This is a genomic window from Sporomusa intestinalis (assembly GCF_055383785.1).
In genome coordinates this window covers 3648379-3665662 of the sequence record NZ_AP042390.1, presented here as the reverse complement: position 1 = coordinate 3665662, position 17284 = coordinate 3648379, and the positions used below count along the sequence as shown (strand labels likewise).

Sequence of the window (17284 nt, the reverse complement as noted above, 5' to 3'; positions counted from 1 at the left end):
TGAGGCATATGTCTGAGGCAAAGGCATCGCTGGAAAATGTATTTTTAAAAGTGGGAGGGATGACCTGTGCCGCCTGTTCAGGCCGGGTGGAACGGGGGCTCGCAAAGCTGCCGGGGGTGGAAAAGGCGGCGGTTAACCTGGCTACGGAGAAGGCTGCTGTAACTTATGACAGTTCCCGGACCAGCCTGGGGGAAATCGCGCAAAAGATAGAAGCCCTGGGCTACGAGGTTATTAAAGACAAAGTGGAGGTAAAGATTACCGGCATGACCTGCGCCGCCTGCTCCGGCCGGATAGAAAGAGGCCTGGGCAAACTGCCCGGGGTGACAAGTGCGGTTGTCAATCTGGCGGTGGAAAAAGCAACGGTAGAGTATTATTCCGGGGTAACCGGCATTGCTGAGATCAAGGCCAGGATCGAGAAGCTGGGGTTTGGCGCCCATGATTTAACCGATACCGCCGCTGTGGACAGAGAGAAAGAGGCCCGTGAAACCGAGGTAACCAGACAGCGCCTGCGGCTGCTGACAGCTGCCGTATTCTCCCTGCCGCTGCTGCTGGGCATGATTTTGCATATGCTGGGAGTAATGGACAGCATTGCCCATTTGCTGATGAATCCCTACCTGCAATGGGTATTGGCCACACCGGTTCAGTTTATTGCCGGCTGGCAGTTTTACCGAGGGGCCTATATCGTACTGAAGAACGGCAGTGCCAATATGGATGTGCTGGTAGCGCTCGGCACCTCCGCTGCCTATTTTTACAGTGTGGCCAATGTGCTGCGTCAGGCCCCGGATCTGTATTTTGAAACCTCGGCTATTTTAATTACGCTGATCATTTTAGGGAAATTGCTGGAAGCGACGGCCAAGGGGCGGACCTCGGAGGCAATTAAGGCGCTTATGGGGCTGCAGGCCAAAACCGCGAGGGTGGTGCGCGACGGCCAGGAGCTTGACATTCCTATTACTGAGGTCCTGACCGGTGATATTGTTGTCGTGCGCCCGGGGGAAAAAGTACCGGTCGACGGGGTGATTGTGGACGGGACCTCGACAATTGATGAATCAATGCTGACCGGTGAAAGCCTGCCTGTTGATAAAAAGGCCGGCGACCAGGTGGTTGGCGCCACTATCAATAAATTAGGCACCTTTAAATTTGAAGCCACTAAGGTGGGCAAAGACACCGCCCTGGCCCAGATTGTCCGGATTGTGGAAGAGGCCCAGGGCTCGAAGGCTCCCATCCAACGCTTTGCCGATGTGGTATCCGCCTATTTTGTGCCGACCGTTGTCGGGTTGGCGCTGTTAACCTTTGCCGGCTGGTTCTTTATCCTGGACCCCGGCAATTTCTCGCGGGCTTTGGTTAATTTTACCGCCGTGCTGGTTATCGCCTGCCCCTGCGCCCTGGGACTGGCCACACCGACTTCGATTATGGTGGGCACCGGCAAAGGCGCCGAGCATGGGATTTTAATCAAGGGGGCCGAGCATTTAGAGCATGCCCACCGGCTGACAACCATTGTTTTAGATAAAACCGGCACTATCACGAAAGGGGAACCGGAAATTACCGATATTATCCCGCTGGCAGGTCTGGATGAGGCGACACTCCTTCAGCTGGCTGTTAAAGCCGAGAAAAACTCCGAGCATCCCCTGGCGCAGGCAATTGTCCGCTATGGCAAACAGCAGGGGCTTGTGCCGGAGGATCCGGCCGCCTTTGCAGCCATACCGGGACACGGGGTTGCGGTTACCATTGACGGGCAAAGCATTCTGGTAGGCACCCGGAAACTGATGCAGGACAACGGGATTGACATTACCGGCGCAAGCGGGCAAATGGAAGAACTGGAGCTTCAGGGCAAGACTGTCATGCTGTTTGCCTTGGCAGACAAGCTCAGCGGGTTGTTCGCGGTGGCTGATACGGTGAAAGAAAACTCGGCCGCGGCGGTGGCCGAACTGAAAAATATGGGCATCGAAGTATGGATGATCACCGGAGACAACAGCCGCACCGCCCAGGCTATCGCCGCTGCGGTCGGCATAACCAGTGTTATGGCTGAGGTATTGCCAGAGCATAAGGCGGAAAAGGTTGCGGCGCTGAAACAGGAAGGCAAGGTTGTCGCTATGGTCGGCGACGGCATTAATGATGCGCCGGCGCTGGCTACGGCCGATGTGGGCTTTGCGATCGGGACAGGCACCGATGTGGCGATTGCGGCGGCCGATATTACCTTGATGCGGGGCGACCTGACCGGTATTGTGGCGGCTATCCGCTTAAGCCGGGCAACGATGCGGAACATTAAGCAGAATCTGTTCTGGGCCCTTGTTTATAATACCCTGGGCATTCCAGTTGCGGCGGCCGGTTTTCTGTCACCGGTGCTGGCCGGCGCGGCCATGGCCTTTAGTTCGGTATCCGTGGTAACCAATGCCCTGCGGCTGAAACGGTTTAACCCTTATAAAGCCTAAGACTGGAGTGAAGCTGGCTAAGGCCGGGGCGAGGGGAGGTGAGGTTGTGAGCCAAGAACAAACAATACTGAAAATTGAGGGCATGTCGTGCGGACATTGCAAAATGAGTGTGGAAAAGGCCCTGCAGGCTGTTCCCGGCGTCGTGAGCGCCAGTGTGGACCTGGCCAAAAAAGAAGCACTGGTAACCGGCACTGCTGACCGGGCGGCACTGGTGAAGGCGGTAGAAGATACCGGGTTTGATGTAGTATAATTGTATAACCGGACGCCAATACGCAAGAACCTGATTGTACAGGTGCTTGCGTATTTTTTTGGTCTACCGGAATTTATAAATAAATTCTGTGGACCTAAGAACGCCTATACCCTAAAGGGCACAGGCGGCTTCTGCCGGCGTCCTGAAGGGCTTGGCACAAGCCAAGTCTTTTCTTATTTTTAGGTTGGGTTTACGGAAATTCATAACATTTTCACAGTTTCTTCATTAGTTCTTCAAAACTTTAGGCTATAGTACAGACAGGTACATAGGCCCGGCGCAGCCGGAGCCGATGAATATAACCAAAGGGAGGTTGAATCATGCGCAGTTCTGGCGTTCTCAGGGCACTTATCGTCTTTGCTATTATGATGACAGCCAATCTGCCGCCGCTGCTGGCGGCCGAGCAGCCCCTGACGCTGCAGGAGATTGTAAATTATGCAGTCAGCAACAATCCGGCCGTTGTCGAGACGCAGAAGCAATGGGAGGAAAAAGCCAGCCGGATTCCCGCTGTTACGGCCCAACCGAATCTTAGCTTCGGGATTATGAAGGACGACATTCCCACTTCAAGTTTCAATCCCGGCCAGGGGATGATGACCGAGTTTGGCCTGAGCCAGGAGTTTATGAATCCGTCCAAGCTAAAAGCGATGGGAAAGATGGCCGGCAGTGAGGCCAACATGGCCAAAGCAGGCTGGAGTGACAAGCAGCTGGAGGTGTATACCCAGGCCAAACAGGCTTATTACGATTATCTGTATTCCCGGCAGGCCCTGATTATCGGCAAGGAAAGCCAGCAGCTTATGGGCCAGCTGGTGCAACTGGCTCAAATCAATTACTCTACCGGTATGGTACCCCTGCAGGATACCCTGAAAGCCCAGACCGAGTTCTCGCAGATGACAATTGATCTGTTAAATATGGCGTCAATGGAAGCGGTGGCCAAAGCCAAGCTGAACAATGTGATGGGCCGCAGCACCAATACGGGCCTGGAGGTGAAAGAAGAGTTTACGGCACCGCCGCCCAACTTTGATCTGCCCTATCTGGTTAAAACCGCGGAACGCAAGCCGGCTGTAACCGGCATGGAATATCAGGTGGAAATGGCCCAAAACGGCATTGAACTGGCCAAGAAGCAGCGGCTGCCTGATTTTGAGGTCCGGCTGGGCTACAAAAAAAACAAAGAACCAATGGTGGAAGAACAGGTGGATCATATGAACCCCATGAATACCACTCTGATGCTGGAGGAGCGGAAACCAACCTGGAAGATTGAGGTCATGGCGATGTTCCCGATCTGGCAAGGCAAAAACAAAGCCGAAATCAAAGCGGCCCAGGCCGGCTTCGAGGCTTCGCAGGCCGCCCTCCGGAATATGAAAAACATGGCCGAGCTTGATGTCCAGATGGCGCTTACAGAAGCGCAGGCAACCTGGCGCCAGATTGAATTATATAAAAATACCATTATTCCCCAGGCTGAGCAGACTTACCAGGCGGCGGTAGTGGGCTATACCAACGGCAAGGTTGACTTCATGACTGTTTTGGAAGGGGTCAATACCCTGCGCAACGCCAAGCTTGGTTTATACAAGGCAAAAGTGGATTATGAAAAAGCGGCGGCCAATCTGGAAAAAGCGGTGGGCAAGCCCTTATTTACCAGCGTGGATGGCTATCGTGAGTAAGCGGGAGAAGGAGAGGACAGCATGATCGAAAAACTACAGGCCAAAAAAAAGATGTTCATCGGCATGGCCGCCGGTGTCCTGGTCGTTGGCGGTGCCGGCTACTACTATTCCCTGCAGCTCGACAAACCGGCGACGGCAGAGCATGCCGGCCATCAAATGTCCGGGCCGGTTATGGCTATGGGCGATACGGTAACCCTGGATGCCAGGGCGAGGCAGCTGGCCGGGGTACAAACTGCGCAAGCGCTGGTGAAAGCGTTGACCAAAGAAATTAGGACTACCGGCAAGATTGCCATGAATGAAAATGGCCGGACTTATATTACATCCCGGGTGGAGGGACGGGTGGATGAACTGTATGTGGCGGCAGAGGGGGAGACCATTGCCGCCGGCCAGGCCATCGCCGCCGTGTACAGCCCAGACTATATCGCCGCCCAGGAAGAATATTTGCTAGCCCTGGAGACTGTGCAAAAACTAAAACATGCCGGCCGGGATGTTGTCCAGATCAACAACCGCCTGCTGGAAGCGGCCCGCCGCAAGCTGCAGCTCCTTAATGTGCCTGACAGTGAGATCGCTCACCTGGAGCACACCCGGAAAGCGCAGGAGCAGATGACGGTGTATGCCCAGTTCGGCGGTACGGTGCTGGAAAAACAACTGCTGCCCGGGGCCTTTATTATGCCTGGGGATAAATTATACAGTCTGTCGGACTTATCTACTGTCTGGCTGTATGCCGATATTTATGAAAAAGATATTGCCGGCATAACTCCCGGGCAGGAGGTTGTGGTAACCAGCGGCGCCTATCCGGGTCAGGAATTTAGCGGCCGGATCACTTTTATTAATCCCGTACTGGACGATGCGACCCGAACCGTCAAGGTCCGGGTCGAGATGGCTAACCCCGGCGGCAGGCTAAAGCCGAATATGTTCGTTAACGCCAGGGTGCAGACGCCATTAGCGCCGAGCCTGGTGATACCGGAATCGGCCCTCTTGGATACGGGCAGCCGCAAGATCGTTTTTATCGCGCAAAGCGAGGATACCTTTGTTAAGCGGGAAGTGATCGCCGGACAGCAGACCGATGGTTATGTGCAAATCCTGTCCGGACTGGAGCCTGGTGAAACGGTAGTTACCGCGGCTACCTTCCTGATTGATTCGCAGACCAAGCTGGGCAGCTTTGGCAGCCATGCCGGCCATGGTGGCCAGGGTGGCGGCGGAGCAGCCGCCGGCACCGCACCGCCGGCGGCGCCGGCACCTGTACCGCGTGCGCCGGCTGCACCCGCTGCCGGGGGCGAACACAGCGGCCATAGCGGTCATTAAGGGGGCACGGCATGTTAAACAGAATTATCGAGTTTTCTTTGACCAATCGCGTGATTATCCTCGCTTTGGCGGCTCTGGTCGTCGTCTGGGGCGTCTTTGTGGTCCATGATACCCCCATTGACGCCTTTCCGGACCTCAGTGAAAATCAGGTGCTGGTTTCAGCTGACTGGATGGGGCGGGGACCGCAGGAAATTCAGGATCAGGTCACCTATCCGCTGGAAACAGCCCTGCGGGGGCTGCCTGACGTGAAGGAAGTACGCTCGGCTTCTTCGTTTGGGATGTCACTCATTACGGTTATTTTTGAAGATGGGGTAGAGCCTTACTTTGCCCGCCAGGTGGTGAATGAAAAGGTCCAACAGGCCATTCCCCAATTGCCGCGGGAAGTGCAGCCGGCCTTAGGACCTGTCAGCACCCCCATGGGCCAGGTCTTTATGTATACCGTGGAAAGTGACCGCCACAACCTGGCTGATTTACGGACCGTTGAGGATTTTACTATTAAGCAGCAGTTGAGCGCTGTGCCGGGGGTAGCTGAGGTTGCCAGCATTGGCGGCTATGTAATGCAGTATCAGATCAACCTTGATCCCCAGCTGCTGCAAAGCTACCGGGTCAGCTTCAACCAGGTATTCGCCGCCCTTGGCGCCAACAATGCCAATATCGGAGCCAAGGTGGTCGAGCAAAACGGTCAGGAATTTATCGTCCGCGGGCTGGGCTTAATCCAGTCGCCTGACGATATCAAGAATATTGTCATTACCCAGAATAATAATGTGCCTGTTTATATTAAAGATGTGGCCCAGGTAACCACCGGGCCCGATTTCCGCCGGGGTGTGCTGACTAAATCCGGTTACGAGGCGGCCGGGGGGATTGTTATTCAGCGGATGGGCGAAAACACGCTGAATGTGATTGAGCAGGTGAAGGCCAAGATTGCCGAAATCCAGCCAACCCTGCCTGAAGGCATGCGTATCGTACCTTTCTATGATCAAACTGATTTGGTGAAAAAAGCAGTTAATACCCTGACCCGGGCTCTGGTGGAAGAATTCATTCTTGTATCCATCATTGTCGTCGCCTTTTTGGGCAACCTGCGGTCCAGCCTGATTGTGACCAGCGCCATCCCCCTGGGGATTCTTATCGCGCTGATTGCCATGCAGCAGATCCACCTGTCGGCAAATCTGATGTCCCTTGGCGGTATCGCCATCGGCATTGGTGTTATGACCGACGCGGCTATTGTTATGGTGGAGAATATCTACCGCCATCTGGCCGAAGACCGGGGCCGCCGTGATATTGTCGAGGTAACCCTGGAAGCGGCCAAAGAAGTGGCGGCCCCGATTTTCTTTTCCATTATGATTATCATCGTAACCTTTTTGCCCGTATTTACCATGACCGGTACGGAAGGGAAGCTGTATACGCCGATGGCCTGGGCCAAGTCCTTCGCTATGAGCGGCTCCCTGCTGCTGGCTTTTACGCTGGTACCGGTACTCTGCACCCTGCTGCTCAGAGGGAAAATTCAGGAAAAAGATACCTGGATTGTAGCCCGGCTGCATCAATGGTACCGGCCTGTGGTCAAATCAGTGCTGCGGCACAGCAAGGCCACGATTGCCATTGCCGTTATTGTCATGCTGGCCGGCTTTGCCCTCCTGCCGCTCATTGGCACCAGCTTTATGCCGTCTCTGGATGAAGGGACATTCCTGGTTATGCCGACTATGCTGCCCAGTGTGTCCCTCACCGAGGCGGTGGAAGCAGCCAAAACGATGGATCGGGTTATTCTGGAAATTCCCGAGATTGAGATGTCTGTGGGCAAGGTTGGCCGGGCCGAATCGGCTATGGACCCGGCGCCCATCAGTATGATTGAGACGATTGTCACCCTCAAGCCAAAAGAGCAGTGGCGGGCGGGGATGACCAAAGAGGCCATCGAGCAGGAAATGATGGTTAAACTCGCTAATATTCCCGGACTGAATTTAGCCTTTACCCAGCCGATTGCCGGCCGGCTGGCCATGCTGACAACCGGCGTCCGCACCGAATTGGGGATCAAGCTCTATGGCGAGGATCTGCAGGTATTGCAGCAAAAAGCCTTTGCTATTGAACAAGCCCTGGCCACGGTGCCGGGGGTCAGCGATCTCTTAGCCGAGCGGGTGTTTGGCGCTTCCTATCTGGAGATTGAGGTCAACCGGGAACAAGCGGCGCGGTATGGCCTGAATATTGCCGACGTGGAAGACGCCGTCGAACTGGCAGTAGGCGGCAAAACCGCCACAACCACAATTGAAGGCCGCAAGCGTTTTAACGTCCTGGTCCGCTACAACCGGGAAAACCGGGAGACGATCGAGGCCATGCAGAACATCCTTATACCGGTACCGGCCAGCGGGGCTATGGCCAAAACCAGCGGTGGCGGGATGGACGGCATGGGGGACGGGTCACCTGCCGCCCCAGCCGCGCCGGTCAGCGGGGCGTATGTGCCGCTGGGCGAGGTCGCCCGGTTCCAGGTTGTGGATGGCCCGTCCATGATCAGCAGTGATAACGGCAGATACCGGATGATTATCCAAATGAATGCCCGCGACCGGGATATTGTCGGCTTTGTTAAGGAAGCCAATCAGGTGATTAAAGAAAAAGTCGACCTGCCTGCCGGCTATTCCCTGCAATGGACCGGCCAGTATGAGCACCAGCAGCGGGCCAAGGAGCGGCTGTCGCTGGTCGTGCCGGCAGTCATTGTCCTGACTTTCTTCTTACTGTATCTGACCTTCAAGTCGGCCGGCGATGCCTTCCTCATCCTGCTGAATATCCCCTTCTCCCTGGTGGGGGGCATTGTGGCCATGTATCTTACCGGCACCTACCTCACGGTGGCCGCGGCGGTCGGTTTCATTGCCCTGTTTGGTATTGCCGTGCAAAACGGGGTCATTATGGTAACGTATATTAAACACCTGCGTGACCGCCTGACACTGGAGGAAGCCATTGTTGAAGGCGCTTTAACCCGGCTGCGGCCGGTTATGATTACCGCCCTTGTCGCCAGCCTGGGGTTGTTCCCCTTGCTGTTTGCCACCGGCACCGGGGCTGAGGTGCAGCGGCCTATGGCCACCGTTGTCGTGGGCGGCCTGGTCACTTCCACCGTGCTGACCCTGATCGTCCTGCCCTGCATTTACCTGGTCTGGAACCAGCGGCGGGAGCGCAGGCAGCCGGCAGGGAGCCTGTTGCCAAATAATTTATTAAGCAAGGAGACTGTAAAATATGAAAAAAAGTAAAGTGGTTCTGGGCCTGTTAGCCATCACGGCGGCCGTTGTTCTGGTAACAGGCTGCGGCGGAGGCGGTCAGAAAGCGGCTGCGCCGCCTTCAGCCGGCCAGGAACAGGCTGCCGGGCACCAAAGTCATAGTGCCACGATGCCCAAGGAAGATCCGATGCCAATGATGAAAGACATGGAAAAAAACCTGCAGGACGTCGTCAAGCAGGTGCAGGCCGGCCAGATCATGGCGGCGCAAAACAGCGCCGGCCAGCTTGTGAGTATTACCGATAAGGTTATGCCCCATATGATGGATGCCGGCTTAAAAGAAAAATTACGCGCAGCGGCCGTTGCCATTAAGGATAGGGTCAATGCCGGCAAGGTGGATCCCGCCGTTATTGAGGATCAGGCGAAAGCGATGCAGGACCTGATGCAGCAAACGACAGCCCACCTGCAGACGATGAGTCATTAATTGAACAGGCAGGAGGGCGGAGCATGCGCAGGCAGATACTGACCATAATCCTGACCGGAGCCCTGCTTGGCGGCACTGCGGCGGCCGCCGCCGCTCCGGCGGCTCCCGGCTATAACCAGTTTATCCAGTCGCTTGATGCGATCTTAGCCGGTGCCGTTATGCCTGTCGCTGACGAGTCGCAAAACCCGGCTGCCAGTCGCGCCCTAGCCAGCCGGACGGCGCTTGTTGTAGCGTCCGCCCGGAATCTGCTGGGCTGGCCGGTGGTGTGGGGCGGGGCTTCGCCGGCTCAGGGGTTTGATTGCTCCGGCCTGGTGCAGTATGTCTACAGGCAGGCCGGTGTCAATTTGCCGCGGACCGCCGACCTGCAGTTTATGGTCGGGCGAACTGTGGCGCCGGCCGACCTGCAGCCAGGCGATCTGGTGTATTTCACCACTTATGAACCGGGGCCCTCTCATGTGGGCATCTATACGGGCGGCGGCAAGTTTATCCATACCTCTTTTGGCCAGGGCCTGGTGGCGACTGGTGATATGAACGACACCTATTTCGTCAGCCGCTATTATGGAGCCAAGCGGGTATGGCAGTGAATAACGCATCGGAAACAGCAAAATAATATTTCAGGAGGGTTACTATGAATAAAAAGCTTATTGTTTGGGCTGTTGGCGGTCTCTTAACTGCGGCGGTGCTGGTTGCGGGGGTCGGTCCTGCCAGCGCCGGCGCGCCCGAAAAATCGGCGCCGGCCTGCGAACCACAGGCCAATCAGCCAGGGGCCATGGCGGAAATGATGCAGTCACCGGCGATGCAAAAGCAGTGCTTGGACATGATGAACAATCCTGCCATGCAGCAGGCAATGAAAGAGATGCTGAAAACGCCGGAAATGCAGGGGGTCCTGAAGCAAATGCTCCAGCAGGATATGGCCTTTCATCAAATTATGGCCGACTTGGTAAATTCTGTGGATATGGACAGCGATCATGGGCCGCAGCAACCGGCAGAGCAGGCTGGCGACAGCTTTTCTGGCGGTCATAGCGGGCATCACGGCTAAAACGACCGGCAGGTTGGATAAACCAATCGTTGGTACTGGATAAGCAAACAGCCCTCTGCCTGTAAAGCGGAGGGCTGTTTGCCTAGTGACTTGGCCACATTATCTTTTTAGTTTGATGACGGCCAAAATGACCAATGGCGGCGTCAGCCCCTCCTAGCAGACCCCTTCCAGTATGCGTCGTCGGTGCTTCCTTGCCCTTGGCCATTTTGTCTCGCCCTAAAACTAAAATATAACATGGCCAAGACACTAGTATATAGACACAATTAGATATTAGCATTAAACTATACCTTAGAGAGAAAAAAGATAGAGGTATAGAAATGAACAAGAAATATGTTGTACGGTTAAGCGAAAAAGAGAAAAAATTAGTCAACGAAATACTAAATAGTAAAAAGACAGCAGCAGGATATAAGAAACGAGCCAATGTACTGCTGCTGTTAGATGAAAGCGTAGGTAAGCCCGCTACCCAAGCGGAAATAGCTGCGCGATGCGGGGTGAGTGATGTAACGGTGTACCACACGGTTCGGGATTATTGCCAACATGGCATAGAATATGCCCTCCAGTATAAGAAGTCGCAAACTCCCCCAAGGGCCGCCATAGTGACGGGCGAAAAAGAAGCACGGATCATAGCGCTTGCCTGCGGAGAACCACCGAAAGGCTATTCACGCTGGACAGTCCGCTTGCTGACAGAAAAGATTATTGAGCTTTCCATAGTCCCTACAGCCAGCCGGGAAACCGTGAGACGGACGTTAAAAAAACTGAACTTAAGCCTCACCTGAAAAAGCAGTGGTGCATTCCACCCCAGTACAACGGTGAGTTTGTTGCGCGCATGGAAGATATTTTAGAGGTATATGCCTTGCCCTACGATGAGGAAATTCCGTTGATTTGCATGGATGAACAACCGTATCAGCTGTTGGGAGAAAAACGCAAACCGCTTTCCATGAGTCCTGGAAAAGCCCACAAAGAAGATTATGAATATACGCGAGAGGGCACCTGCTGCCTATTCATATTCACCGAACCGCTGGGGGGATGGCGACAGGTTCAGGCAACCCAACGCCGGACAAAAAAAGATTGGGCATTGCAAATTCAAGAACTTTTGGAAGTTCATTATCCTCAGGCAAAACGTATTCGTTTGGTCATGGATAACCTAAATACCCACTCGCTTTCTTCTCTTTATGAAACCTTCCCGCCAGAGGTTGCGTTAAAGCTGGCCAAGCGGCTTGAAATACATTACACTCCAAAGCATGGAAGCTGGCTCAATATTGCAGAAATAGAACTTAGTGCCATGACAAAACAGTGCTTGAATCGGAGAATTTCTGATATGGGGCAATTGCAGCTACAAATCGGAGCTTGGCAAAGCCGGCGCAACGCTTCTGCAAAGAATGTTTCATGGCACTTTACAACGGATAATGCGAGAGATAAACTGAAATGGTTGTATCCTAAATTCTAATTGTGTCAATGTACTAGTACCTTGACGAAGTCAAATATTAGGTTATACAGCGCAGATTTTTCCGCCCTGCGTCGTTGTCGTCGCCTTACAGATTGCCGCTATGCGCGGCTCCTCCGCCTAGCCGGCCGAAGAAATCCGCGCAAACTATTCCCTCGCTTTTAAGAAAGCTGAGGTACTACTTTCCGGCTTCCTCAACCGGTTTGGCGTACTGGTAGTGAAACCCGCCCGTATAGGCTGGAATCTGAATATCCGGCTGCTGGGAAACCGTTATTTTAATCCCCCAGAAGGACAGGGTTTCAATGACCCCGCCTCGCATTTTTAATGAATTTTCCAGTGTTGCCGGGTTGCCAATGGCCTTTATTTCAAAGGGAGCGGCAAAGGCGGTGCCGTTGACAGACATCGACTGTCCGTTCTGGCTGATGCCCGAGCCGGTAATAAGACGCTGATTATTGATAGCGATGGCCTCCGCTCCGCCAGCCCGCAGCTCATTGAGAATCTTAAGCATGTCCTCGGCTCTGATTAAATACAGCTCCGAGCTTTTGGTATTTAGCGTTTGCCGGCGGTCTTCCTCAAGCGTGACAAGGATACCCGGACCTGTCAGAGCAAGGGTGCCTGCGCCCATGGCAATGCGCTGCGCCTCTTTATGAGCCGCATCGGCGGACTGCAATTCCCTAATTTGCGAATGCAAAATGGCAATTTCCTTTTCCGACGAACTCAAACGGAGGGTTAAATCTTCGACTCTTTGATTCTGGAGTGAATAGCGGAAGTCCTGATTGCTTTTAAACTGTACGGCTAGTATGATGCCTAACACAACACATACCAGACTAATCGCCGCCTGGCCTTTTTTGGGTACCATAAAATCACCTCAACTAGTATACTGGTATCCGGGATGGCAGAGTATAGACATTGTCAGCACATTAAGTGTATAGGCATATCTTATCAGAAAAACAGGGCCCAGTAAATCATAGAAGTTCGCTACAGCCGTTAATTGACCCCAAAGAAGGTATTTTGCACCCGGCTGCAGGCGTATTAATTATCCGTCTTTTGCGCACCGCTTCTGGTAAGATGTTGCTGCAGCCGGGGGTTAGGTCCTGTGCTATAATATAAATAGAGGTAACGGTATATACAGATACAGCCTTATGGCGTGCAACTGATAATAACCGCTGGAGGGTGAAAGCTATGTCACAACGGTCAGTCTTAATTGTTGACGATGACAGCAAGCTGGTTGAATTGCTGCAATTGTATTTTGAAAAAGACGGGTTTGTGGTATTTACGGCCAATGACGGGTTGACTGCCCTGAAAACCGCCCGCGAGAAAGAGCCGGATATTCTGGTGCTTGATTTAATGCTGCCGGGAATGGATGGCTGGGATATCTGCCGGACTCTGCGCCGCGGCAGTGAGGTTCCGATCTTAATGCTAACCGCCAGGGCGGAAGAAAGCGACCGGTTGGTGGGGCTGGAAATTGGTGCCGATGATTATGTGACCAAACCTTTTAGCCCCAAAGAAGTAGTGGCCCGGGTTAAGGCCATTCTGCGCCGGACCAAGCGGACAACCGCCAAAACGGAATCGGTCCGGCTGGGGGATGTGGTTATTGACCTGAAACAGTATCAGGTAACAAAAGGCGGGCAGCCTGTGGAACTTACGCCGACCGAGTTCAAAATGCTGGAGCTGCTGGCGGCCAATCCGGGCCGGGTTTTTAGCCGGCTGCAAATTGTTGAACAGGCTCAGGGTTATTCTTTTGAAGGGTATGAGCGAACGATTGACGCCCATATAAAAAATTTGCGGCGGAAAATTGAAGACAACCCCCGCGAACCGGTCTATATCCAGACTGTTTACGGTGTAGGCTACCGGATGGCAGGCACCCCCCATGAATAGCATTATCTACCGGATTACAGGCCTGATGTTCCTCGCGGTGGCGATGACCGTGTTCTCGCTCATTTATTTGGCCAACATCCAAATGACAGGCTTGTTTCAGGAGTATGTGACTGTCCAGCAGATCGAAATGCACCGTCATATGATGACGCATATGAACGCCGGCGGTGAGGGCCAGGCGGTTATGATGGGGAATTTGGAGCAGAATTTTTTAACATCAGTCCATCAGTCCCTCATTTGGGTCGGCGTTGCCCTGTTGGTAGCCGGACTGGGAGCGAGCTATGTCTTAGCCCTCAGTATTACCACGCCGCTGCGTAAATTAAGTGCCGCCGCGCTGGAGATCGGGCGGGGAAACTTTGCCCAGAAAGTACCTGTGACTTCAGATGATGAAGTGGGCAGACTGGCCGTGGTCTTCAACAGTATGGCGGAAACGCTGGATAACAACAGTAAGTTAAGGCAGCAGTTTCAAGCCAATATCGCCCATGAGCTGCGTACTCCGCTTGCTGTTATCCAGGGCCATCTGGAAGGTATGATTGACGGCATTATTGAGCCTAACCGCAGGCAGCTGACCTCCCTGCATGAAGAAGCCATCCGCCTGTCAAGGCTGATTACAGACCTAAAAGATTTGTCTATGGCCGAAGTGCGCCAGTTATCCCTGGAGGTTACTGAGCTTAGTGTGAATCAGACTGTGGATAAAGCGGTATACATGTTAAAGCCCCTGGCGGATGAGAAGGGGGTTACCATTGAACGGAACCTGCTGCCGGGGCTGCCGCCAATTATGGCTGATGGCGACCGGATTTGCCAGATTTTTTACAATTTGATTACCAATGCCATCCGGTATACTGCGGCCGGAGGGCAGGTAACAATTGCCACCTCTCAAACCAGGCAGGAAGAGCGGGATTGGGTACAGGTTACGGTTGCCGATAACGGCCAGGGGATCGAGAGTACTGACTTGCCGTATTTATTCGATCATTTTTACCGGGGCGATAAGTCACGGGACAGAAAAAGCGGCGGCACCGGTCTTGGCCTGGCCATTGTCAAACAGCTTGCCGAAATCCATGGCGGCACAGTGCAGGCGGAAAGCACTGTCGGCCAGGGGAGTGTTTTTTCTGTTTTGCTGCCTGTGCAAATGTTGAAAAAAAATAATTATAAGCCGTTACTTTTGGAGTGAGCTGGCGTTTAACAAGGTATATGGATTGCCGCAGCTGTAGTGATAAGGAGGACTTGCTGTTATGCTTAAAAAATATTATTTCGCGGCGGCGCTGGTATTCAGTTTTTTGATTATGCCGCTGCCTGGTTTGGCCGGTCCGCACCAGAACGGGGAAATCACCGGCCCTGCCGGCGGCGCTGCCCTGGCCGTTGACTGGCGGCTGCCTGCCGGGTATCAAATACTGGACGTACAGGCGGCGGATGTTACAGGGGATAAAATTCCGGACCGCGTGTATCTGATCGCCCATAAGCCGGCGGCCGCATCGGGTTATGCGGACTCCATCCGGCTGATTGTCGAGGACGGCGCTACAAAAAAACGGACCGAAACCGCTATGGCGGGAATGGGCGGCTATGAAGCCTGCCTATTCCTGGGCGACTTTACCGGAGACCGTTTGGCCGATGCCCTGGTTACGGCGGCATCCGGCGGCAGCGGCGGCTGGTATGATAACCGGGTTGTCACCTTTACCAATAAGGAAGCGGTTATTTTTGACCAGCAGGACAATGGTAAAATGTTTGTGGCCGGCCGATTTAAGGACGGTTTCAAAGTTGAATTTTACCAGGAAGCCGGGACCGGTTCGGCGGTAACGCTGGATGTCAGTGAACGTAAAGCCGATTACCTGCGGTTGGGGCTTTATGATCAGGACGGAACCCTCCGGCAGGAGACCGGGACCATGGTTACGCCATTCGGCCGGCTGGAACCGGTTGACGTCAATCATGACGGGATTTATGAATTGAAAGGCCGGCAACGCATCGCCGGCGCTTACAACGCTGACGGGCTTGCCACTGTAGAAACCGTGCTGGCCTATAACGGACAGGAATGGGAGCCGCGGTCGGTCAGTCTCCACATCAACCTGCCCCCGGCTGCCGGCAGTTCCAGTTGAGTTTCCTTGTTCAGGTATATAAAGGCGGACGTGCTAAACAGCACGTCCGCCTTTATTGCTAGTCTTTCAGCCAGGCAGCCTGATGGGCGCTAATGCCCCTGAAGGTGTGAATAAAGGCCTCCAAGGGGGTTATGTTGTAGGTGCGGGTGGAGAATATAGCCGCATCAACGGCGACACCGGTGGCAGCATCAAAAACAGTTTGATTGAAGGTAATTAAATAGGAATTCTTCTGTTCTTTTAAGCGTGTTCCGCTTACCTCCGGCACGATGACCCACCGGCAGCCGGCGGCGACGGCCTCTTCCCGCCAATTGCCGGTCCCGGCTTCATCGATAATCAGGCAGTCCGGCAGGGTTTTACGGTATTCGTCCACTAAGGCTTCGCGCATATACCAAAAATCGTCTGTCAGGGCAGCCGGGAGGTTGTTTTGCATCGGGGCAATGTAGACCCGGCCGGGGTTTACTGTTTGTTTGACCGCCGGCTCGGCAATACTGACGCCGGCTTGCCGCGCCAGCTGCCGCTTATCATAATAATTTTTTAAGGCGGCATCAACATAGCCGGTTATTTTATGCGGGTCATCGATTGTGGCCGGTTTACTCCAGGTGATTTCGCGGCCAAACTGCTTATAGCCGCCCACTAAGGTCTGCAGGACACCGGTTACGGGATCGCCGGCGATTACAACCCGGGTTAAAGGCAAAGCAGGCCCATAGGCAGCGGCAAAAGCTTCGTTCCCGACCGCGGGCGCGCCAAAGGTGATGACCTGAAGCTGCTCAGGTTTCGTTCCCAGGCTGAGCAGGCGTGCCCCGGCCAGGGTGGCGGCGGCCCCGCCCAGACTGTGGCCGGTCAGATATAGTTTGTCATTCGGGTTCATGTGCAGCAGGTCCGGCAGCAGGAGCGGCGTATTGTCCGCATTGCGGAGTACCGCCGAGGGGCCGGACTCGATAAATTCGTTAAACCCCTTGTGGACCTGCGGGTCAGTGCGGGCCGGCTCTTTTTTGGCGGCGTTGCGGGCAAATTCTTCCGCCGTAGCGCCGGCAAAATAAACTTTGTCAAATTTAAGATTGATTTTCATATCACCGGTGGTTTCTGTACCCACAATGGCCATGACATAAAGATATTTTCCCGGTTCATTTTCTTTTTTGGCCAGCAGGAACCGGACACCGCTGCGGGACTGGGGCTGAACATAATGGTCAATATGCCACCCCTCCTGCGCAAGGTAGCGGCTGGCCAGTTCCCCGACCCGGTCATCATAGGCAGCTACACTGGCGGCTGCGGCTATATATAGGGCCCGGGCCTCTTCATAATCCTCCCGGGGGCCGGCATAGCCAATGGCTGAATGCCATAACAGGATAACACTTAACAGAAGCAACTGGATTTTTCTCATAATCCCTCCGGCGGCTGACTGTTCCCTTATGTATGTCAGCAGGTGCAAAGTATGGATTACTTTTATTGTACGTGATAGGCAGCAACTGTCAAGAATAATCTCAGTGCCAATATATTCCCCCTGGCCGGACGGCGTTCCCGT

The 17284-nt window shown here is 54.1% G+C and carries 15 protein-coding genes; 13 read left to right on the top strand and 2 right to left on the bottom strand.

Annotated elements, in window-relative coordinates:
- Window positions 1–8: 8 nt before the first annotated feature.
- The 10 genes from ACZ481_RS17290 (at window position 9) to ACZ481_RS17245 (ending at window position 11800) form a co-directional block, all read left to right on the top strand.
- Window positions 9–2429, top strand: a complete 2421-nt coding sequence (locus tag ACZ481_RS17290; protein ID WP_464766594.1) for a heavy metal translocating P-type ATPase — start codon at window positions 9–11, stop codon at window positions 2427–2429.
- A 46-nt stretch (window positions 2430–2475) separates the two neighbouring features.
- Window positions 2476–2679, top strand: a complete 204-nt coding sequence (locus ACZ481_RS17285) for a CopZ family metallochaperone (RefSeq protein ID WP_464766593.1) — start codon at window positions 2476–2478, stop codon at window positions 2677–2679.
- Between the two features lie 362 nt (window positions 2680–3041).
- Window positions 3042–4334 carry a TolC family protein gene (locus tag ACZ481_RS17280; protein WP_464770649.1) on the top strand — a complete coding sequence of 431 codons (1293 nt, stop codon included), beginning with the start codon at window positions 3042–3044 and terminating at the stop codon, window positions 4332–4334.
- 21 nt (window positions 4335–4355) lie between these two features.
- Window positions 4356–5639 (top strand): efflux RND transporter periplasmic adaptor subunit, encoded by a 1284-nt coding sequence (locus ACZ481_RS17275; protein WP_464766592.1) that lies wholly within the window; start codon window positions 4356–4358, stop codon window positions 5637–5639.
- Window positions 5640–5650: 11 nt separating this feature from the next.
- The gene (locus ACZ481_RS17270; protein WP_464766591.1) at window positions 5651–8866 is read left to right on the top strand and encodes an efflux RND transporter permease subunit; all 3216 of its coding nucleotides are present in this window, start codon (window positions 5651–5653) and stop codon (window positions 8864–8866) included.
- Window positions 8853–9314, top strand: a complete 462-nt coding sequence (locus ACZ481_RS17265) for a hypothetical protein (protein ID WP_464766590.1) — start codon at window positions 8853–8855, stop codon at window positions 9312–9314. Before ACZ481_RS17270 ends, ACZ481_RS17265 begins: the two co-directional genes overlap by 14 nt.
- Window positions 9315–9337: 23 nt before the next feature.
- The gene (locus ACZ481_RS17260) at window positions 9338–9898 is read left to right on the top strand and encodes a C40 family peptidase (protein WP_464766589.1); all 561 of its coding nucleotides are present in this window, start codon (window positions 9338–9340) and stop codon (window positions 9896–9898) included.
- A gap of 44 nt (window positions 9899–9942) precedes the next feature.
- Entirely contained in the window at window positions 9943–10353 is a 411-nt protein-coding gene (locus ACZ481_RS17255) for a hypothetical protein (protein WP_464766588.1), read from the top strand.
- A gap of 317 nt (window positions 10354–10670) precedes the next feature.
- Window positions 10671–11129: a helix-turn-helix domain-containing protein gene (locus tag ACZ481_RS17250; RefSeq protein ID WP_464765965.1), complete on the top strand. Its 459-nt coding sequence runs from the start codon at window positions 10671–10673 to the stop codon at window positions 11127–11129.
- Entirely contained in the window at window positions 11126–11800 is a 675-nt protein-coding gene (locus ACZ481_RS17245) for an IS630 family transposase (protein ID WP_464770648.1), read from the top strand. The genes ACZ481_RS17250 and ACZ481_RS17245 overlap by 4 nt, the downstream gene beginning before the upstream one ends.
- Before the next feature lie 175 nt (window positions 11801–11975).
- Here the strand turns inward: ACZ481_RS17245 and ACZ481_RS17240 are convergent, their stop codons facing one another.
- Window positions 11976–12656, bottom strand: coding sequence for a DUF881 domain-containing protein (locus tag ACZ481_RS17240; protein ID WP_464766587.1), 681 nt, complete (start codon window positions 12654–12656; stop codon window positions 11976–11978).
- 323 nt (window positions 12657–12979) lie between these two features.
- Between ACZ481_RS17240 and ACZ481_RS17235 the strand changes: the two genes are divergently transcribed.
- From ACZ481_RS17235 to ACZ481_RS17225, 3 genes are all read left to right on the top strand, one after another.
- Window positions 12980–13675 carry a response regulator gene (locus ACZ481_RS17235; protein ID WP_464766586.1) on the top strand — a complete coding sequence of 232 codons (696 nt, stop codon included), beginning with the start codon at window positions 12980–12982 and terminating at the stop codon, window positions 13673–13675.
- Entirely contained in the window at window positions 13668–14843 is a 1176-nt protein-coding gene (locus ACZ481_RS17230) for a sensor histidine kinase (RefSeq protein WP_464766585.1), read from the top strand. The genes ACZ481_RS17235 and ACZ481_RS17230 overlap by 8 nt, the downstream gene beginning before the upstream one ends.
- Window positions 14844–14904: 61 nt before the next feature.
- On the top strand, window positions 14905–15762 hold the full coding sequence (locus tag ACZ481_RS17225) for a hypothetical protein (protein WP_464766584.1): 858 nt from the start codon (window positions 14905–14907) through the stop codon (window positions 15760–15762).
- 58 nt (window positions 15763–15820) lie between these two features.
- Here ACZ481_RS17225 and ACZ481_RS17220 read toward each other — a convergent pair whose 3' ends face one another.
- Window positions 15821–17143 (bottom strand): lipase family protein, encoded by a 1323-nt coding sequence (locus ACZ481_RS17220; RefSeq protein WP_464766583.1) that lies wholly within the window; start codon window positions 17141–17143, stop codon window positions 15821–15823.
- Between the last annotated feature and the right edge of the window lie 141 nt (window positions 17144–17284).